This is a genomic window from Sanguibacter inulinus, from assembly GCF_013415325.1.
Taxonomy (GTDB): Bacteria; Actinomycetota; Actinomycetes; order Actinomycetales; family Cellulomonadaceae; genus Sanguibacter; species Sanguibacter inulinus.
The window spans coordinates 18,544-38,039 of record NZ_JACBYE010000043.1; the positions used below are offsets into that span (position 1 = coordinate 18,544).

Sequence of the window (19,496 nt, forward strand, 5' to 3'; positions counted from 1 at the left end):
CCGCGGAGGCCCGGAGACCGACAGACGTCGGGCTCCGGGCCTTCGTCACGTCCGGGCCTTCGTCACGTCCGGGCTCCCCGCCGCGACGCGGCGGCCACGAGGAGGCAGACTCGACGGAGAAGCCACCAGACCACGAGGAGGAGCCCCATGACCACCATCGCCGTCACCGGCGCGACAGGTGCTGTAGGCGGGGCCGTCGCCCACCTGCTCGGCGAGGCCGGGCTCGAGCAGCGTCTTGTCGTCCGCTCGCCCGACCGCGCTCCCCAGATCCCCGGCGCCCACGTCGTCCAGGCGTCCTACGGGGACGCCGAGGCCTCCGACGCGGCCCTCGCCGGCGTCGACGTGCTCTTCATGGTCTCCGGGGCCGAGAGCGCCGAGCGCCTCGACCAGCACAGGGCCTTCGTGGACGCCGCCGCCCGCGCCGGTGTCCAGCACGTCGTGTACACGTCCTTCCTCGGTGCGTCGCCGACAGCCGTCTTCACGCTCGCCCGCGACCACTGGTACACCGAAGAGCACATCCGGGCCTCCGGGATGGCGTACACGTTCCTGCGGGACTCGTTCTACCTCGACTTCCTGCCCATGCTCGCCGGCGAGGACGGCGTGATCCGCGGGCCTGCCGGGCAGGGACGTCTCGGTGCGGTCGCCCGCGAAGACGTCGCCCGGGTCGCCGCGGTCGTGCTGCAGGACCCGGCGTCGGACGCCGGCCAGACCTACGAGCTCACGGGCCGCGAGGCCCTGAGCATCCCCGAGGCCATCGAGGTGATCCGCGAGGTGACCGGCCGCGACCTCGCCTACGTCGACGAGACCGTCCCGGAGGCCTACGAGTCGCGGCGCGTCTACGACGCCCCCGACTGGGAGGTCCACGCCTGGGTGTCGACGTACACGGCGATCGCGCAGGGCGAGCTCGCGACGGTCACCGACACCGTCGAACGGCTCACCGGCCGGCCGCCGCTGACGCTGCGCGAGCTGCTCAGCCAGCAGGCTGGCTGAGCAGCAAGGCGGCGGACTGGCCGGTGAGGTGTGGCGGCGCACTGGCCGGTCAGGTCCGGCGGCGTACTGACCGGCTGGGTGCGCCGTGGAGGCGGACTGGCCGGACAGCTGCGGAGGGCTCGCGCGGGCGAGCGCCTCTCAGCTGTACGACGCGGCCAGGCGGCGCAGGCCCTCGTCGACCGAGACGGCCGGCTCCCAGCGCAGGTCGCGGCGGGTGCGGCGCTGGTCGAACCAGTGCGCCGTCGACAGCTGCTCGGCGAGGAACCGCGTCATCGGCGGTTCGTCGGCCCCCGGGCGGATCTTCCACCCGGCCTCGACGGCCGAGCCCGCCGCCCGGGCGACCGACGCCGGGACGCTCCAGCGCGGCGGCTCGACGCCCGCAGCACGGCAGATCCCCGCGAGGAGCTCTGCGACGGGCCGCGGCTCACCGTTGGTGATGACGTAGGCCTGGCCGTGCACGTCGTCGACGGCGCGCAGGGCCGCGACGATCGCGCTCGCCGCGTTGTCGACGTAGGTCGAGTCGATGAGCGCGGCGCCGTGGCCGAGCAGAGGGAGACGTCCCGCGCGGGCCCGCTCGACGACGCGGGCGACGAGCTGGGTATCCCCGGGGCCCCAGACGAGGTGCGGTCGGACTGCGACGACGCGCATGACCGAGCCCGCGCTCCCTGGCCTGGACCCGTCACCGAGAGCCGCCCCGTCGCGGGCGAGGGCCAACAGCTCGGCGGCGGCCTTCGTGCGGGCGTAGTCACCACGGGCGAGCGCAGGGTCCGCAGGCCCGGCGTCGCCGCCGACGATCGAGTCGCCGTGGTGGGCCACCGACGGCGACGACACGTGCACGACGCGCGGCACCCCGGCGGCCTGCGCGGCGTCGAGCAGCGTCCGGGTGCCGCCGACGTTGACCCTCTCGAAGTCGGCAGGATCACCGGCGAGCGAGACCTTCGCAGCGAGGTGCACCACCGCGTCCACGCCCGCGACGGCGCGCGCGACGACCTCCGGGTCGGTGACAGAGCCCAGCACGTCGGTCGCCCCTGGCGTGCGGCTCGGCGTCCGCTGGAGCGTCCGCACGGCGTAGCCGCCCGCGAGCAGCTCGCGGACCACGGCACGGCCGAGGAACCCGCTCGCCCCCGTGACGAGGATCGTCTGGTCGGCTGGCGTCGCGCGCTCGGTCATGGTGTGGTCATCCGTCCTCCGGAGAGCACGTCCTCGGCCCAGGCGGCCAGACGGCTCCGGTCGATCTTCGAGTTGTGGCGTACGTCCGTCGGCAGGTCAGGCACCACGAAGACGGCGGCGAGAGGCTCGGAGACCCGCGCCCTGACGTCGTCGGCGACGTCGTGCGGCGCAAGGCCGGGGCGGCGGGTCCGCTCGACGGTCTCGACGACGGCGACGAGCTGCTGGGTCCCGACGGGCCCGACGCCCACCACACCGGCGCGCGCGACGAGGTTCGACGACTCTGCGGCCTGCTCGGGTGCCACGGGCGTCACCACACCGTCGGCCGTGACGACCACGTGGGCGAGGCGACCCTCGACCCACAGGCGGCCGTCGGCGTCGAGGTGCCCGACGTCGCCGGTCCGGTGCCAGCGCTGCCCCTCAGGTGCTGCAGGCCCGTCGACGCGGCGGCTCGCACGCTCGGTCAACCACAGCCTGTCGTAGCGGTCCTTGACGTGCGGGGCCGCCACGACGATCTCGCCGGTGACGTCAGGGGTGTCGCCGAGCTCGCCGGTCGCCCGGCCCTGCTCGTCGAGCGCGACGACCCGGACCGTCGCGGTCGCGACGGGGCGTCCGACGCACACGCCGCGACCTCCGCTCGCCTCGGCGGCGCGGATCTCGTCCGCGGTCACGTCGGTGAGCAGCAGGCCCTCGGTCATGCCGTAGGGCGTGTGGGCGGTCGCGGCGGGCATGAGGCTCTCGGCGGCAGCCAGCAGGCTGCCCGAGACGGGCGCCCCGGCCGAGAGGAAGGTCTGCACCCGGGCGAGCGCCGCACGGTCGTCGTCCGTGAGGTCGCCCGAGGTCGCGACGACGTTCGCGATCGCGGCGGGCGACAAGAACAGCGTGGTCGCGTCGGCTGCCGCGACAGCCGCGGCCGTCGCCTGCGCCGTGAGCGTGCTGGGCGACGTGACGTCCATGTCCGGGGTCACCGAACGGGCGCCGAGGGCCGGGCCGAGCAGCGCGAAGGGCGCAAAACCTGCGACGAGGCCCGAACCGGGCCCGATGCCGTAGCGCTCGGCGAGGGCGTCACGGACCGCCGACAGCTGGCCGTGCGCGTAGACGACCCCCTTGGCGGGTCCGGTCGACCCCGAGGTGAAGAGGACCGCTGCGGCGTCCTCGGGCGAGGGCAACGGGGCGAGCTCCGCGAGGGTCGTCCCCTCGAGGGCGCGTGCGCCGAGCGCCGCGACGTCGAGCAGGCTGCGCGTGACGCCGAGAGCCCGTGCTGTCGGCGAGGGGAGCACCGTCGTCGAGATCTTCACGCCGGGCCAGCCGAGGGCGCGGGCGGCCGAGAGCCCCGGGAGCGCGCCGATCACGTAGGACGGGCGGGCGCCGCGGACCGCACGCGTCAGACCACGCAGGCCGAGTCCCGCGTCGGCGACCACGACGACGGCGCCGATGCGCACGCAGGCGTAGAGGACGGCCGTGAGGTCGGCGCCAGGGGGCACGAGGAGCGAGACACGGTCCCCCGGGCGGACACCGAGGGTCAGCAGACCGGCGGCGATCTCGTCGACCCGGCGCGAGAGCAGACGCCAGCTCACGGTGCGCGGGCCGGCACCTGAGGACGGAGCCATCTCGACGAGGACGGTGTCGTCGCTGTCGCGCAGGTCCTCGAGGTTCTGCCACAGGGGCGCGGTGGTCCAGGTCGCGGTCTGGGTGGGGACCGAGGCGCCAGGAGCAGGGACGCCAGGAGCGATGCCGTCCTCGGACGCGGCCGCACGCTCCGCGGTGAGGTCTGCGAGCCACGTGAGCACGGCGCCCGCGTAGTCGACCTCTTCGGCGATCATGTGGCCGGCGCCCTCGAAGCGGTGCACGTCGAGCTGCGGCAGCCGGTCCATGAGGTCGTCGAGGTAGCGGTCGCTGAAGATCGGGTCGCGCGGGCCCCAGAGCGCGAGGGCGGGGACCGCGAGGCTGCGCACCCCTTCGGCGATCCTGTCGAGCTCGGCGTGGCTGGGGTGCGTCTCGTCGACGGGGATGTCCGCGACGAAGGCTCCGATGCCGCCGCGGCGGTCGGCGCGCAGGTAGGGCGCCATGAACCCGTCGCGGACCTCACGGCTCAGCGCGGGCCGGGCGAGCGCGAGGGTCGTCGCGAGGAACCCGGGGGTGCTGACCGTCGCGCGGCCGAGCACAGGGCCCTGGAGGGTGAGGCGCAGCAGTGCGGGGATCGGGTCGGACTCCGGCTGGTGCACGGCGGTGTTGAGGACCGTCGCCGCGAGCAGGCGCTCCGGGTGGTCGACGGCCCAGCCGAGCGAGACGACGCCGCCCCAGTCGTGACCGAGGGTGACGACAGGTCCTTCGAGGCCGAGGGCCGTCGTCAGGGCGTCGAGGTCACGGACGCGCTGCGGCAGGCCGCGCGCGCTGCCCGTGCGCTCGGAGAACCCCATGTCGAGCTGGTCGACGGCCACGACGCGCCACACGTCGCCGCCGGCCTGAGCCTGCTCGGTCGCCGCGGAGAGCAGACCGCGCCACAGGTAGGACCACGTGGGGTTCCCGTGCACGCAGAGGATGGTGCCGATCGGCTCGGACCCGGACTGCTCGAGGCGCGAGAGGTTGTCCAGGACGTGCCAGGTGCGCCGCGCTCCCTCGCTGTCCGGTGCCTCGACGAGGCGCGACCACGCCGGGTCGAGCCCGTCGAGCGCAGGGGGCAGCACGGCCGCCGACGTGGTGGACGCGGCGGCTGGGAGCGAAGGGTTCACCAGGTGATCTCCATCATCGAGGTGTTGAGGCCCGAGCCGACGCCCATGAGCAGGACCCTGTCGCCGGGGGCGAGGGTCGAGGACTGCTCGGCGAGGGTGATCGGGATGGACGCCGGGCCGACGTTCCCGTACCTCGGGTAGGTGGTCGGGACCTTCGAGCGGTCGAGCTTGGCAGCCTTGACGATCGCGCTCGTGTGGACGTCGGACACCTGGTGCAGCACGTAGCGGTCCATCGCGGACCAGCTCCACGTGTCCTTGGCCTCCTGCCACGCCGCGACGACCAGCTCCATGCCGCCCTTGAGCAGCGCCTTCGTGTCGGTGTACATGCCGTTGACCGAGCCGACGCACACGTCGTGGAACTGGGTCGCGGCTCGCGTCACGCCGCCGAGGATGCGGTGCCCCGAAGGGTGGGAGTCGGCCGGGCCGAGGATCGCCGCAGCAGCGCCGGAGCCGAGCGTGAGGCTCGCGAACTCGTTCATGAAGTCCGAGCGCTTGGTCTCCGGGCGGTTGAGCCGGTCGATGGTGTTGTCGTTGACCTCGTCGGCGTCTTCGCCGTCGATGATCATCGCGTAGCGGATCTGGCCCGAGTCGATCATGTGCGCGGCGACGGTCATGCCGTTGATGAAGCCCAGGCACGCGTTCGCGATGTCGAAGTTCATGGCCGACGACGGCAGACCCAGCCCGTTGTGCATGCGCACGGCGACCGAGGGCTCGAGGTGGGGACGGGTCACCGAGGTGTTGATGATCAGCCCGATGTCGGAGGCCGAGATGCCCGCCTCGGCGAGAGCCTTCTCACCCGCGGCGATCGCGGCAGACTCGAAGCTCTGGTCGGCGGCCCAGCGGCGGCGCTCGTGGACCCCCGCGACGCGCTGCAGCAGACCGCGCGGCATGCGCAGGCGCTTGAGCGTCTCGGCGAGACGGTTGTCCATCTCCTCCGAGGTCGTCACGACGTCCGGCACGACCGTCGCGACCGACAGGAGCGCCACGTTCTGGTGCTTCGATGTTGCGTTGCCGTTCACGTTCGCGTTCCTGTCGTTCGTGTGGGCGGGCCACGGGCCGGGATGCTCATCGTGCGTCCGTCGGCCGCGCTCCGCATGTTCGGGGTGGACCGGCCGCGGGCGCGCGAGCACCGCGCACGGTCGTGTCCTGAAGGCCCCGAGCCCCTGGCGGGGTCGACGGGTCCACCCTCTATGATCCACCAGCCGCGCGGCGCAGGCTCCGCGAGCCCAGGTGTCGGCCGTCACGATGCCCTGGTTCGAGCCGGTTCTTCACCCTCTGTGCACCAGATCCGCCCGGATGTGCTGTGAGAGAAACACGTCGGCGGACCGGTCGTAGGCCGCTGCGGGTGTGGCGCACGCCACCTCCCAGGCGGTCGGGAACACCCTCTCGGCGGCTCACGCTGCCCCTCGACCGGCCGATGAGAGGCGTATCCGGCCTCGACCGTCCAGGTCGACCCCCGCCGCCGGCCATATCGACGGAGCACCCCATGAACGCCGCTTCACGACGCCCCAGCACCTCGTCCGCGCGGGGCGGCCTCTCTGCCAGGTTCCGCGACCTGGGCGTGCGCACCAAGGTCCTCGCGGCCGTCGGTGTCTCGACAGCCGTCGCCGTGCTCGTCGGCGTGCTGGGTCTGACGGCGCTGAGCAGCTCGGCCGCGACGACCGAGATGCTCTACGAGGAGAACATCCTCGGCGTCCACTTCTCCGCGGACATGGAGACCGCGATGAGCGACATGCGCCTCAAGGTGCGCGACGTGATGCTCGCGGTCGACGAAGAGTCCAAGCGCGCCAAGCTCGTCGAGCTCGACGAGGCAGAGGCGCGCTTCGACGAGGCGCGCGCGGCGTACGGCGCAACACAGCTCGACGCGAACCGCGAGCTGGTGCTCGACACGCTCGACACCGTGCTCCGCAAGTACCTCAACGACCAGCGGACGGTCATGGCGCCGATCGCACTCTCGGGCAACACCGCCCTGTGGGTCCAGACGAACGAGGACGTCGTCGGCCCGCTCAGCTCGATGATGACGGCCCAGGTCGACGCCCTCATCACGGCGGAGACGGAGCGGTCGGTCGAGGCCGTCGCGAGCGCGCGGTCTGCCTACGAGCAGCAGCGCGTCGTGTCGGTCCTCGTGCTCGTGCTCGGTGCGCTCCTCGCTCTCGGGCTCGGCTGGCTGGTCGCCCGTCAGGTCGCCAGCAGCGCCCGCCGGGTGCAGGACGTCGTCGAGAAGGTCGCCGCGGGCGACCTCACGGGGACGACGGGGATGACCTCCCGCGACGAGCTGGGCCGGATGGGTGAGGCGCTCGACGGCGCGCTGGTGAACCTGCGGTCGGTGATGAGCACCGTCGTGCGGTCCTCCGACTCGGTCGCTGCGGCCTCTGAGCAGCTCTCCGCCAGCTCCCACCAGATCTCGGCCGGTGCCGAGGAGACCTCCGCCCAGGCCGGGGTCGTCTCCGCAGCGGCGCTCCAGGTGTCCGGGAACGTGCAGACCGTCGCGGCCGGCGCCGAGGAGATGGGTGCGTCGATCCGCGAGATCTCGCAGTCGGCCAACGACGCCGCCCGGGTGGCCGCCGAGGCCGTCACCGCGGCCCAGAGCGCGACTGGGTCTGTGGCCAAGCTCGGCACGTCCAGCCAGGAGATCGGCGACGTCGTGCGCGTCATCACGACCATCGCCGAGCAGACCAACCTGCTGGCCCTCAACGCGACCATCGAGGCCGCGCGCGCCGGTGAGGCGGGCAAGGGCTTCGCCGTCGTCGCCTCGGAGGTCAAAGACCTCGCGCAGGAGACGGCCCGGGCCACCGAGTCGATCGGACGCCTGGTCGAGACCATCCAGACCGACACCGCCGGTGCGGTCTCGTCGATCGAGCACATCTCGGGGGTCATCAGCTCGATCAACGACTACCAGCTGACCATCGCCTCAGCCGTCGAGGAGCAGACCGCGACGACCACGGAGATGAGCCGCAACGTGGCCGACGCCGCGACGGGGGCGGGCGAGATCGCCTCGAACATCACCGGGGTCTCGGACGCCGCCGACTCGACCACGCAGGCGCTCGCCCAGACGACCGCTGCGGTCAACGAGCTCGCCCGGATGGCCGCCGAGATGCGCGCCTCGGTCTCGACCTTCACGTACTGACGCAGGACGCAGCCGGGGGGCGTGGCCTCCCGGCTGCGAGCCGTGTGACGGTGGTCCAGGGCAGACTCGGGGACGGATCTCGCCGCTCAGGCGTTGTCCCTGGTAGACCTGCCCGCCGACCGAAGGACCCCGCATGAGCACGCCGACAGTCATCCGCCCCTCCGAGCCCTCGTCGGGGCCCGTCGGACCAGGCGGCGGACCCGGTGGTCACGGACCCGGCGACGGCGGCTCCGTCCGCAGGCCCGACGGCAGCAGCTCCGGCGACGGCGGATCCGGCCGTCGACCTGGCAGCAGCCCCGCCGGCGGTGGCTCCACCAGTCCAACCGTCACCGGGGTCGAGCTCGCGGTGATCGCCCGGCGCGAGCTCGTCTCCACGCCCGTCGGCGACCTGGACACCGCCGTGGAGGTGCTCGAGCGCCTCAACAAGCTCCAGGTCCTCGGGACCTTCCTGCAGCGCGGCATGGAGGCGATGACCTCGCTCCGGTCGAGCCAGTTCATGATCCTCAAGGCGATCGAGTGCGAGGTCGACCACCCGCGGCACATCGGGCGCAAGGTCGGCATGGAGACCGGGGCTGTCGAGCTCACCCTCGTGTCGCTGCGCGAGAAGGGCCTCGTGACGACCCGCTCCGACCGCGGACACGTGGTCGCGGCGGCGCTCACCGACACCGGACGCGCGATCCTCACGCAGGCCGAGGCCATGCAGATCCGGGCGACCGACGCGCTCCTGCAGCGCGCCGAGCCCTCCGAGGTGGCCGAGGTCCTCGACCTGCTCGACCGCGCCGTCGAGAGCGTCCACGCGATCATCGGTCTGCGCGACGCGGACGAAGACCTCGCGGCGCGGACCGGTGCCACGGGATCACCTCTGCCGGGGCACGGGCCGACCGTCTGCTGACGCGGCCCGGTGAGATCTCGTCTCGTCCGTCACACCGGGAATCCTTACCACCCTGTCGGGGTTGACGCGGGAGAGGGCGAGAACGCCCCGCACACGACTGAGGGAGATGGGCACAGATGTCCGGACAGAGGTTCGACGGCAAGGTAGCGATCGTGACGGGTGGAGGCAGCGGCATCGGTGCCTCGGTCTCCCGCAGGCTGGCTGCCGAGGGTGCCTCCGTGGTCGTCACGGACATCCGTCTGGACGCCGCGCAGGGGATCGTCGACGAGATCGTCGCGGCAGGCGGGACGGCCTCTGCCTTCGCGCAGAACACCGCCAAGCACGAAGACTCCGACGCGGCCGTGCGCTTCGCCGTCGAGACCTACGGCGCGCTCCACCTCGCGGTCAACAACGCCGGCATCGGGGCAGCCCCGCAGAACATCGGCGAGTACGACATCGAGGCCTGGGACCGCGTCCGCGCGGTCGACCTCGACGGCGTGTTCTACGGCCTGCGCTACCAGATCCCCGCGATGGTGACCGCCGGCGGCGGCGCGATCGTCAACATGGGCTCCGTGCTCGGCTCCGTCGGCATCGCGCAGAACGCCGCGTACGTGACGAGCAAGCACGCGCTCATCGGCCTGACCAAGGTCGCCGCCCTCGAGTACACCGCGCAGGGTGTGCGCACCAACGCCGTCGGCCCCGGCTTCATCGACACCCCGCTCGTCCGCTCCTCGCTCTCCCCCGAGGCCCTGACCGACCTCGAGGAGAAGCACGCGTCGAAGCGCCTCGGGACCGACGACGAGGTCGCCTCGCTCGTCCTGTTCCTGCTGAGCGACGAGGCGTCGTTCATCTCGGGCAGCTACCACCTGGTCGACGGCGGCTACTCGGCAGCCTGACCCGCTGCCGGGCGACCGGCGCGCACGCATTGCCTGACAGGCCGCCGGCCGACGTCCCACGACGCCGACCGGCGGCCTTCGTCGTACCCGGACGCCACCCCTGTTGCACACCCACTCCGACCCGTAGTACTTTTACTACATGCCGAAGCAGAAGAACGACGAGCCGCCGCAGTTCTACACGCGTCTGCCCGTCCTGCGCACCGAGCGGGGCATGAGCCGCAGAGAGCTCGCCGAGGCCGTGGGTGTGCACTACCAGACCATCGGCTACCTCGAGCGGGGCGAGTACAGCCCCAGCCTCGTGCTCGCCCTCAAGATCGCCGAAGCCCTCGGCGTCCCGCTCGGGGCAGCGTTCTCGCTGACACAGTTCCCGAGCATGGCCGACCAGATCTACAACGAGGGTCGCTGACCCGCTGGCCCGACCCTCGGCGCCGACAGACTCCCGCAGACCCGACCGACCCGACCGACCCGACCGACCCTGGAGACGACATGACTCGCTCGACCGCCCGCCAGGAACGCCGCGCCGCCACCCTGGACGACCCCAGCTTCGAAGGCCTCCGCACCCCCCGGGCGCGCCGCCTGCTCGCCGCAGCACTCGTCGCCGTGCTCCTCCTCGAGGCCGCGATGCTGCTCGCCGCCGAGATCGTCCCGATGGTCGTGTGGATCCCCGTCATGGTGATCCTGGTCTTCGCCCTCGTCATGGCCCTCGGGGCGCTCAAGGCCTCGACCCGAGGGATCGAAGAGCTCTCGCCCGAGGTCCTCGACGAACGTCAGAACGAGATCCGGGGCCTCGTCTTCGCCCGGTCCTACCAGGTGCTCTCCGTGACGTCCCTCGTCTCGCTCCTCGTCCTGCTCACAGCGGCCGCCGGGTGGTGGGACGCCTCGCCCGAGGCCCTCGCCGCTGTCGTGGTCATCGCCTTCCAGCTGGTCATCACCATCCCGACCCTCGTCACGGCACTGCACCCGAAGGCCGGCTGAGCACAGCGTCGCGCCTGCGCGAGGGCCGCGGTCCGACCGTCTCAGACGGCCGGACCGCGGCCCTTGGCCGTCATCGCCTCGCGCATGGTCCGGTTCGACTGCCGACCCCGCGAGCGCAGCGCGCTGCGGTCCTGCGAGGCCTTGCGGGCACTCTGGTGCGCGATCTCCCGCAGCAGGTGGCGGTAGGACGTGAGCCGTGCCTGCGGGAGCGCACCCTGCTCGACGGCCTCGAGGACCGCGCAGCCCGGCTCGGTCCTGTGCTCGCAGTCGTCGAAGCGGCAGGCCGCCGCAAGCTCGACGACGTCCGCGAAGGCCTGCTCCAGCCCGTCCTCGTCGGCGACCAGACCGACCCCGCGGATGCCGGGGGTGTCGACGAGGCACCCGAGCCCGGGCACCTGGACGAGCTCGCGGTGGGTGGTCGTGTGCTTGCCACGACCGTCGCCGCGGACGTCACCCGTCGCGAGCACCTCGGAGCCCGCGAGCGCGTTGACGAGCGTCGACTTCCCGGCCCCGGACGGGCCGAGCAGCACGAAGGTGCGCCCCGCAGGCAGATGGTCGCGCAGGGCGTCGAGGCCGGCACCTGTCGCTGCGCTCACGGCGAGCACCTCGGCGCCGGGGACGACCGAGGCCACGTCCGCGACCTCTCCGCCGAGGGCGAGGTCCGCCTTGGTGAGCACGACCAGCGGGACGGCGCCCGAGGCCCAGGCGAGGGTGGTCATCCGCTCGACCCTGCGGACGCTGGGCCGGGGGGCCATCGGCTCGACGACGACCACGACATCGACGTTGGCGGCGAGCAGCTGCTCGTCCGAGGTCGGGCCGGAGTCCTTGCGGCGCAGCTCCGTGCGACGGTCGAGGGCGCTCGCCCAGGACTGGCCGTCGGTGAGCGCCCAGTCGCCGACGGCGAGCCCGACCGACGGGACCGTCAGCATGCCGTCCTGGGTCGCGACCCTCACGAGGTCGCGCTCGACGCGGACCACGCGCCCGGGCAAGACCCCGGGACCAGCGGCGGGGTGGGCAGCAGCCTCGGAGGCGCGCCGGGCGTCCCAGCCGAGGGTCTCGAGCATGTCGTCTGTCATGCGCCCCATCGTGACGCGCGGCACAGGCACGGGGCCAGGTGTTTTCTGCAGGGGACAGCCGTCGGCGTGCCTGCGTCGTCTCGCAGAGCGGCCGGGTGAGCGACCCACCTGAGGTACCTCAGACGCGCCGCCGCACCCCAGCGCCCCGAGACCAGGACCGCTCGACCGATCCGCCAGCACCCCCCTCAGCACGAGTGTGGAGAGCACACAGGGAGCGGTGACCGAGCCGCAGACCCGCTGGACGAGGGAGGACCGCCATGAGCTGGCAGACGACAGACCTGACGATCGAGGCGGAGCTCGCCTACCGCCGCGAGAGGCTGACGGCGGAGCTCTCCAGGGCGCGCACCCGTCGTGACGAGCGGCGTGCGCGGCAGGAGGCCGACGGCAGACGGAGATACGGCTGGTCGCTGCGCGCAGCCCTCAGGCCCGCTATCCACAGGCCGAGGGCGACAGGGTGGTCGGCCGTCGGTGAGCGGTGACATGATCGGCGGCGTGCCGCCCTCAGACCCCGTGCCCTTCGTCGCCCGCCAGGACCAGCTCGACAGGTTCGCGGCAGCCGTCGAGCGTGCGCGCGAGGGCGAACCGGGGATCCTGCTCGTGGGCGGGGACGCCGGCGTCGGCAAGACGAGGATGCTCAGCCAGGCAGCGCGGGCTGCCGAGAGCGCCGGGGCTCGCGTCGTGGTCGCGCACTGCGTCGACCTCGGCGAGGTCGGCATCCCGTACCTGCCCTTCGCCGAGGCCGTCGACCAGCTCGCCAGGTCGTCGGACGCCGTGAGGGCTGTGGTCTTCGACCGCCCGGCACTGGCCCGTGCGCTCGGCGGCACACCGCCGACGACTTCGACCGGTGACGCGGGCGAGCGCGGTCAGGTGCTCGAGGGGTTCGCGGCCGCCCTGGCTGCCGGCAGCTCGGCCGAGGCACCGCTCGTGGTCGTCGTGGAGGACCTCCACTGGGCCGACCCGTCCAGCCGTGACCTCGTGAGGTTCCTCGTCGCACGCCTGCGGTCGGAGCACCTGCTCCTCGTGATGTCCTACCGCACCGACGACATGCACAGGCGCCACCCGGTCCGCTCGCTCCTCGCCGAGCTGCACAGGCACGCCCGGGTCGAGCAGGCCGACCTGCGTCCCTTCTCCCCCGACGAGCTCCGGGACTTCACGACAGCCGTGCTCGGGCGCCCGATGAGCGACGCCGACCTCGCCGAGGTCTTGCGGCGCTCCGAGGGCAACGCCTACTACGCCGAAGAGCTCGTCGAGGCGGGTGCGCTCGGGGGTTCGATGCCCTGGTCGCTGGCCGACGTGCTGCACGCGCGCATCGAACAGCTGGCACCCGCCACTCAGCGCCTCGTGCAGGTCGCGTCGGTGTCCGGGCGCACCGTCTCGCACGAGCTCGTGAGCCAGGTCGTCACCGCCACGGAGGGACAGCAGACGGCCGACCTCACGGCGAGCCTGCGGGAGGCTGTCGCGCACCACGTGCTCGTGGTCGAGGGTGACACCCTCGCCTTCCGGCACGCGCTCCTCGCCGAGGCTGTCTACGGCGACCTCCTGCCCGGAGAGCGCGTCTCGCTGCACAAGGCCTACCTGACGGCCTTCCTCGCCCGGCCCGAGCTCGGGCCGGCTGCGCAGGCCGCGCACCACGCGCTGGTCGCCCACGAGATCCCCCAGGCGCTCGCCCTCTCGCACCGGGCCGCACGCGCCGCCGGACGCGTCTACGCGCACGCCGAGGAGCAGCGTCACCTCGAGCAGGTCCTCGCCCTCTGGGACGCCGTCGACGACCCTGGAGCGCTCGTCGGGCTGGACGTCGTCGACGTCCTGCTCGAGACGGCGTCGGCGGCCAGCCTCGCCGGCGCCCCCGCACGCGCCCTGCAGCTGGCGACCGACGGCGTCGAGCGAGCGGCCGACGACCCGGTCCGGCAGGCGGGCCTGCGGCACCGGCTCGCGCGGTACCTGCTCGCCGTCGACGACGTCCCGGCCGCGCTCGACCAGACCGGCCAGGCCCTCGACGTGCTCGGCGAAGGTCCCGCCACGCACGACCTCGCCTGGACCCTGGCCGCCCACGCACGCTCGGCTCTCAGCGACGACCTCGACGACCTCGCGCGGGAGTCTGCGAGCCGCGCCGTCACCCTCGCCTGCGAGCTCGGCACCCCGGACGTCGAGGCCGACGCCCTGACCACCCTCGCCGTCCTGGAGGTCGCCGACGTCGAGAGGTCCGAAGAGCTGCTCCTCGCCGCGCGCGAGAGAGCCGTCGCCGCCGACGACCTCGTCTCCGAGCTGCGCTGCTGGTTCAACCTCGCCTCGAACCGCTTCTACGCCGGGCACCTCGACCAGGCGCAGGCGATCGTGACCGACGGGACGGCCCGCGCCGCAGCCACCGGGGCCACCTGGAGCGTCTACGGCGCCGAGCTCCGCTACCTCGGCGAGGTCGTCCGCTACCTGCGCGGTGACCTCGCGCCCCCGAGCACGCCAGGTGCACCCATCCCTGCCGGGGCCTCTCCCACCCACGTCGCGGTCCGGCTCTACGCCGCGCTGGCCCGGGGCGACGCCGGGGTCGTCGATCTCGGGCTCAGCCTGCGCCCGGAGTGGGACCGAGACCAGCAGGTCGCGCTGGTCGCCGGCGGGTGCACGGTCGACGCGCTCACGCAGGACGGTCGGCCCGAGGAGGCTGTCGCCCTCGCGACCGAGCTCGTCGCCTACCTCAGCCGGACATGGAGCACGCACTTCCTCGGCAGCATCTGGCTCGCGGCACTCGCCCTCGCCGCTCTCTCCGACCAGGCGGCAGCGGCCCGGACCGCGGGCCGGAGCACCACCGAGCTGGTCGAGCGGGGAGACCAGCTGCGCGACGCAGCCGTCACCGCGGCCGAGCGGGGCCGTCCCCGCGGAGGCAGTCTCGGACCCGAGGGTCGCGCCTGGTTGGCGCGGGTGCACGCCGAGCACTCCAGGCTCACCGGCGAGAACGACCCGGCTCTGTGGGAGGCCGCCGCTCGGGCCTTCGACTTCGGCTACAGGTACGAGTCGGCACGCACCCGGTGGCGGTGGGCCGAGGCACTCCTGGACCACGACGACCGCGAGAAGGCGCGGGCCGTCGCCGCCGAGGCCCTCGACGAGGCGTCAGCCACAGGCGCGCTCCCGCTCGTCGAGGCGCTCCACGGCCTCAGCCGGCGGGCCCGTCTCGGCCTGCACGGGGAGCGGGCCGGGACCGGCTCCGTGCTCACCGAGCGGGAGACCGCCGTGCTGCTCCTCGTCGCCGAGGGCCTGTCCAACCGCCAGATCGGCGAGCGGCTGTTCATCTCGACCAAGACCGTGAGCGTGCACGTGTCGAACGTCCTGGCCAAGCTCGGCGTGTCAGGCCGGGCCGAGGCCGTGTCGGTCGCGCACAGGCGCGGGCTGCTCGGAGGGGACAGCGGGGTCGGCTGACCCTCGGTGCAGGCAGGCCGGCAGGCAGGCTGGCCAGGCCGACAGGCAGGGAGGGAGGCCGGCTGACACCCTCGGCGCAGACCGGCAGGGAGGGAGGCGGGCGGCGACGTCGCTCTCCTCAGGCGTGCACGCCGGCCTCGTGCTCGGCGTGGCTCGGGGGTTCGAGCTGGAAGGTCGAGTGCTCGATGTTCACGTCGAAGTGCCCGGCGACGCACTCCTGGAGCGCGTCGAGGATCCGCGGCACGTGACCGTCGTGGAAGCACTCGTCGTCGACCACCACGTGCGCGGTGAGGACCGGCAGACCCGTCGCGATCTGCGAGGCGTGCAGGTCGTGGACACCCCGCACCAGCTCGACACCGAGCAGGTGGTCGCGCACGGCGTCGAGGTCGAGACCTCGCGGAGTCGACTCGAGCAGCACGTCGAGCGCCTCCCGCAGCAGCCTGACCGTCCGCGGGATGATGAGCGCCCCGACGAACAGCGCGGCGACAGCATCGGCACCGCCCCAGCCCGTGGTCGCGATGACGACAGCCGCGACGATCACGGCGACGGACCCGAGGGCGTCGTTGACGACCTCGAGGAAGGCCGCCCGGAGGTTGAGGTTGTCCGAACGCGCCGACAGCAGCACCGCGATCGAGGCGATGTTCGCCACGAGGCCGATCACGCCGAAGACGAGCAGCTCGGTCGAGGGGATCTCGGGAGGGTCGAGCAACCGCTGGACGGCCTCGACGATCACGTAGACGCCGACGGCCAGCAGCACGGCGGCCTGGCCGAGCGCTGCGAGGACCTCGGCACGCCGGAAGCCCCAGGTGCGCCGGGCCGTCGGCGCACGCATCGTCAGGACGCTCGCCACGAGGGCGAGCAGCAGCCCGCCGGCGTCGGTGAGCATGTGGGCGGCGTCGACGAGCAGAGCCAGGCTGCCGGTCCAGATCGCGCCGACCACCTCGACGAGCAAGACCGTCGTGGTGATCCCGAAGGCCACCGCGAGGCGACGCCTGTGGCCGCGTGCCTCCTCGACCGTGGTCGGGGCGTGGTCGTGAGAGTGCGAGTGTCCGCTCACGGGGTCCTCCTGGCGTCCGGGGTGGTGGTGGCCTCCGGGGCGCGCTCGGGTTCCGGGGTGCTCACGGGTTCCGCAGTGCTCCTGGGTCCCGGGGCGCTCCTGGTGCCTGGCGTGGCCCTGGTACCGGGCGCGGCCCTGGGACCTGGCGTGGTCGTGACGGTCTGGGGCGTCTCTGCAGCGTGATGGTGCAGCCGCGGGAAGCCCTCGGCGACGTGCTCGGCCTGGTAGATCGCGTCGGTCACGAGCTCGCGGACGTGCTCGTTCGTCAACCTGTAGAACACCCGCGTCCCGTCCTGGCGCGTCGAGACCAGGCGGGCCATCCGCAGCTTCGCGAGGTGCTGGGACACCGCCGACGGCGACTTCCCGACAGCCTGGGCGATGTCGTTGACCGGCAGCTCGCCGCCCCGCAGCGCGAGGACGATGCGCAGCCGGGTCGCGTCGGCGAACATCGCGAAGACCTCGACAGCGAGCTCGACCAGGTGGTCTTCGGTCTGGACGCGGTGGTCGTCGGGCTCGGCGTGGTGGACGCCGGTCTGGGCGCCGGGGACGTCGGCCTCGGTGTGCCGGTGCCCGGCCTGCGCTCCATGCTCTCCCGGCTCGCCCTCGACCCCCAGCACCTGGGTGCTCACCACGGGAGCGTCACCCAGGCCGTGTCCGCTCGTCTGCTTATCTGCGTGCATACGCAGATACTTGCACAGTGGGACGTCGGCGTCTAGACGGAGCCGCCTAGCGTTCGCCGTCTGCCACAGAGAAGATCGACCATGCCCACATCACCCGAACCGTCCGCTCCAGGGTGGGTCCGCCGCCACCGGCGGGTCCTCACCATCATCGGGATCAGCGTCGTGGCTCTCCTCGCGATCGCCGTCTCGGCCTTCCTCTGGTGGGCGAACGACACCTACCCGGCCGAACCGGCAGGCCTCGCGGCCGTGCAGGAGGACCCGCGCGTCGACCTCGACGACCGGGGCGACGTCGTGATCTTGCGCCCCACCGGCGAGGACGACGGTCGCGGGCTGGTGTTCCTCTCGGGCGCCAAGGTCGACCCGCAGGCCTACGCGGTGACCTTCCAGGAGGTCGCCGCCGAGGGCACCACCGTCGTGATCGTCAAGCCCTTCCTCAACCTGGCGATCCTCGAGCGGCGCCCGCTCGAGGCCTTCACCGACCTCGTCCCCGAGGTCGGCTCGTGGGCAGTCGGCGGTCACAGCATGGGCGGGGTCAAGGCCTGCAGCTACGCCGAGCCCGGAGAGGCCGACGCCCTCGTGCTGCTCGCCTCCTACTGCTCGGGCGACGCGCTCGCCAGCAGCACCGACCTCGACGTCATCTCCGTCTCGGGCACCCAGGACGGCCTCGCGACACCCGCGAAGATCGACGACTCGCTCGCCGACCTGCCCGCCAGCACCACGGTCGTGCGGATCGACGGTGCGTCGCACGCACAGTTCGGCGACTACGGGGTCCAGCCCGGCGACGGCACGCCGACGATCTCGGACGACGAGGCTCGCGAGAGCATCAGCGAGGCGCTCGTGCCGTTCCTCTACCCGAGCTGAGGCCGAGGGCCCTCGCTGCTCAGGCTGCTCAGGCCGCTCAGGCCGCTCAGGCCGCTCAGGCCGCTCAGGCCGCTCAGGCCGCTCAGGCCGCTCAGGCCAGGATCCTCGCGCGACCTCATCTAGGGTTGAGGTCTACCTGGGAGGGCAGATGACCGACGGACCCGGCCGCGCGGGCGACGAGCGCGGTGGTGCTGAGCGCAGCAGCGAGGATCCCAGCACTATCGAGCCCCGCGCTGATGAGCCCCGTGCGGGTGAGCGCAGCACCGACGACGCCCGCGGTGACGAGCGCGCGCCCGAGCAGCTGCTCTCGATCGGCGAGGTGAGCCGCCGGACCGGGGTCGCCGTCTCCGCCCTGCACTACTACGAGCGGCTGGGGCTCATCGCCTCGACGCGGACGTCAGGCAACCAGCGCCGCTACAGGCGGCACATGCTCCGGCGCATCACCCTCATCACCGTCGGCAAGCGCCTCGGCGTGCCGCTCTCGGACGTCCAGGCCTCGTTGAGGACCGTCCCGCTCGACTCCACGCCGAGCCACGCCGACTGGCAGCGGGCCTCGCGGGAGTGGAAGAAGGGCCTCGAAGAGCGCCGCCGGGCGATCGAGCAGCTCGAGCACGAGCTCACCGGCTGCATCGGCTGCGGCTGCCTGTCGATGAAGGCCTGCTGGTTGCTCAACCCCGAAGACGCCCTCGGTGACGAGGGTGCCGGGGCGCGGCGGCTCGACCTGCCCCCGGGGCCGATCACCGTCGAGGCGTAGGGCCGGGAAGAGGCACAGGCCGGGTCCATCTCCCCGACGGCTGAGCACCGTCCAGGCACAGGACTGAATCGACCTTCCCCGAGGCCGAGCCCCGTCCAGACGTAGGGCCCGGTCGATCCCCTGTGACAGCGGGCCGGGCGGCATGAGCCCTGGCACCCCGGGCAAGCTCAGCCCAGCAGAGCGACCTCAGAGACCGTCGCTGATCTGGCGCTTGCGGAGCTCGACCACGAACTCTTCGTCAGGATCTGCGAGCTCGGTCCCGGGGACGGGCTCCGCGGCGTCGCGCTTGCCGCTCGGCCCCATGCCGACGGCCACGATGCCGGGACGCTCGAAGACGCGTGCGAGCTCGAGACCTTCGGTCAGCAGGCGCTCCAGGTCGGGGTTGCCCTCCTCGTCCTCGGGGGCGTTGCCCGTGACCGAGACGAAGAAGGGCGCGCGGTAGACCGCGAGCGCGGCGTGCGAGTCGGCGATGGGGCCGGCGTAGAACCAGCGGTCTTCGTCGGCGACGTCGTCGAAGGAGATGGAGAAGGTGCAGCCGTCGATCTCCCACGCGAAGAACTCGAGGCCTTCGTCGCGGGCGTGCTCCTGGAGCGTCCCGCCGTCGCGGTCCTGGGCCCAGCTGCGGAGGGCGTCCTTGAGCTCGTCGACCGTGCCGGCGGCGTCGTCGACCACGAAGAACTGCGTGTCGTAGTGGGAGTCGCTCATGGTGAGACCTCTCGTCCGTCGGTGGGGCAGGGCCTCCCAGCCTGCCCGAGGACCACCCGTCGGGCCACCCGGGGACGTGCACACCACGTGATCAGAACGTAACGATAACCGTTCTCATTCTCTGCTACGCTCTCCCCGAACCCCTCCCGCATCACCGAAAGGAGTGGGCACCTCAGGCCCCGAGCCCTGTGCCCGTC

Annotated in this window: 17 protein-coding genes; 10 read left to right on the top strand and 7 right to left on the bottom strand. The window is 72.8% G+C overall.

Translation table 11 applies throughout. The annotated features are described in order from the left end of the window. Positions 1–147 precede the first annotated feature (147 nt). Entirely contained in the window at positions 148–990 is an 843-nt protein-coding gene (locus HZZ10_RS14725; protein WP_179914074.1) for an SDR family oxidoreductase, read from the top strand. A 138-nt stretch (positions 991–1,128) separates the two neighbouring features. Here HZZ10_RS14725 and HZZ10_RS14730 read toward each other — a convergent pair whose 3' ends face one another. From HZZ10_RS14730 to HZZ10_RS14740, 3 genes are read right to left on the bottom strand one after another with little or no spacing between them, the layout of a single operon-like run. Further along, the gene (locus HZZ10_RS14730) at positions 1,129–2,160 is read right to left on the bottom strand and encodes an NAD-dependent epimerase/dehydratase family protein (protein ID WP_179914075.1); all 1,032 of its coding nucleotides are present in this window, start codon (positions 2,158–2,160) and stop codon (positions 1,129–1,131) included. Beyond that, entirely contained in the window at positions 2,157–4,889 is a 2,733-nt protein-coding gene (locus HZZ10_RS14735) for an alpha/beta fold hydrolase (RefSeq protein WP_179914076.1), read from the bottom strand. Before HZZ10_RS14735 ends, HZZ10_RS14730 begins: the two co-directional genes overlap by 4 nt. Further along, positions 4,886–5,908: a 3-oxoacyl-ACP synthase III gene (locus tag HZZ10_RS14740; RefSeq protein WP_179914077.1), complete on the bottom strand. Its 1,023-nt coding sequence runs from the start codon at positions 5,906–5,908 to the stop codon at positions 4,886–4,888. The genes HZZ10_RS14735 and HZZ10_RS14740 overlap by 4 nt, the downstream gene beginning before the upstream one ends. Positions 5,909–6,375: 467 nt before the next feature. Between HZZ10_RS14740 and HZZ10_RS14745 the strand changes: the two genes are divergently transcribed. From HZZ10_RS14745 to HZZ10_RS14765, 5 genes are all read left to right on the top strand, one after another. Further along, entirely contained in the window at positions 6,376–8,016 is a 1,641-nt protein-coding gene (locus HZZ10_RS14745) for a methyl-accepting chemotaxis protein (protein ID WP_179914078.1), read from the top strand. Positions 8,017–8,149: 133 nt separating this feature from the next. Then, complete coding sequence (locus HZZ10_RS14750) at positions 8,150–8,908, top strand: winged helix DNA-binding protein (RefSeq protein WP_179914079.1); 759 nt, start codon at positions 8,150–8,152, stop codon at positions 8,906–8,908. A gap of 116 nt (positions 8,909–9,024) precedes the next feature. After that, positions 9,025–9,783 (top strand): SDR family NAD(P)-dependent oxidoreductase, encoded by a 759-nt coding sequence (locus HZZ10_RS14755; protein WP_056126977.1) that lies wholly within the window; start codon positions 9,025–9,027, stop codon positions 9,781–9,783. Between the two features lie 139 nt (positions 9,784–9,922). Further along, positions 9,923–10,189, top strand: a complete 267-nt coding sequence (locus HZZ10_RS14760) for a helix-turn-helix transcriptional regulator (RefSeq protein WP_179914080.1) — start codon at positions 9,923–9,925, stop codon at positions 10,187–10,189. A gap of 80 nt (positions 10,190–10,269) precedes the next feature. Further along, complete coding sequence (locus HZZ10_RS14765) at positions 10,270–10,758, top strand: hypothetical protein (RefSeq protein WP_179914081.1); 489 nt, start codon at positions 10,270–10,272, stop codon at positions 10,756–10,758. Positions 10,759–10,799: 41 nt separating this feature from the next. Here the strand turns inward: HZZ10_RS14765 and rsgA are convergent, their stop codons facing one another. After that, positions 10,800–11,834 carry a ribosome small subunit-dependent GTPase A gene (rsgA, locus tag HZZ10_RS14770; protein ID WP_179914082.1) on the bottom strand — a complete coding sequence of 345 codons (1,035 nt, stop codon included), beginning with the start codon at positions 11,832–11,834 and terminating at the stop codon, positions 10,800–10,802. A 257-nt stretch (positions 11,835–12,091) separates the two neighbouring features. On the opposite strand from rsgA, the gene HZZ10_RS14775 reads away from it, so the two are divergent. Continuing rightward, positions 12,092–12,313, top strand: coding sequence for a hypothetical protein (locus HZZ10_RS14775; RefSeq protein ID WP_179914083.1), 222 nt, complete (start codon positions 12,092–12,094; stop codon positions 12,311–12,313). After that, entirely contained in the window at positions 12,303–15,242 is a 2,940-nt protein-coding gene (locus tag HZZ10_RS19875) for a helix-turn-helix transcriptional regulator (RefSeq protein ID WP_308507591.1), read from the top strand. The genes HZZ10_RS14775 and HZZ10_RS19875 overlap by 11 nt, the downstream gene beginning before the upstream one ends. A 118-nt stretch (positions 15,243–15,360) precedes the next feature. Here HZZ10_RS19875 and HZZ10_RS14785 read toward each other — a convergent pair whose 3' ends face one another. Together HZZ10_RS14785 and HZZ10_RS20185 are read right to left on the bottom strand one after the other, a co-directional pair. Further along, positions 15,361–16,299, bottom strand: a complete 939-nt coding sequence (locus HZZ10_RS14785) for a cation diffusion facilitator family transporter (RefSeq protein WP_179914084.1) — start codon at positions 16,297–16,299, stop codon at positions 15,361–15,363. Then, positions 16,296–16,928 (bottom strand): ArsR/SmtB family transcription factor, encoded by a 633-nt coding sequence (locus tag HZZ10_RS20185; protein ID WP_373367338.1) that lies wholly within the window; start codon positions 16,926–16,928, stop codon positions 16,296–16,298. Before HZZ10_RS20185 ends, HZZ10_RS14785 begins: the two co-directional genes overlap by 4 nt. Before the next feature lie 132 nt (positions 16,929–17,060). Here HZZ10_RS20185 and HZZ10_RS14795 point away from each other — a divergent pair, with 132 nt between their 5' ends. Further along, the gene (locus HZZ10_RS14795) at positions 17,061–17,840 is read left to right on the top strand and encodes an alpha/beta hydrolase (protein WP_179914085.1); all 780 of its coding nucleotides are present in this window, start codon (positions 17,061–17,063) and stop codon (positions 17,838–17,840) included. Between the two features lie 301 nt (positions 17,841–18,141). After that, complete coding sequence (gene soxR / locus HZZ10_RS14800) at positions 18,142–18,594, top strand: redox-sensitive transcriptional activator SoxR (RefSeq protein ID WP_056130360.1); 453 nt, start codon at positions 18,142–18,144, stop codon at positions 18,592–18,594. Between the two features lie 186 nt (positions 18,595–18,780). On the opposite strand, the gene HZZ10_RS14805 is transcribed toward soxR, so the two are convergent. Beyond that, positions 18,781–19,299, bottom strand: a complete 519-nt coding sequence (locus HZZ10_RS14805) for a hypothetical protein (protein WP_179914086.1) — start codon at positions 19,297–19,299, stop codon at positions 18,781–18,783. Positions 19,300–19,496 lie beyond the last annotated feature (197 nt).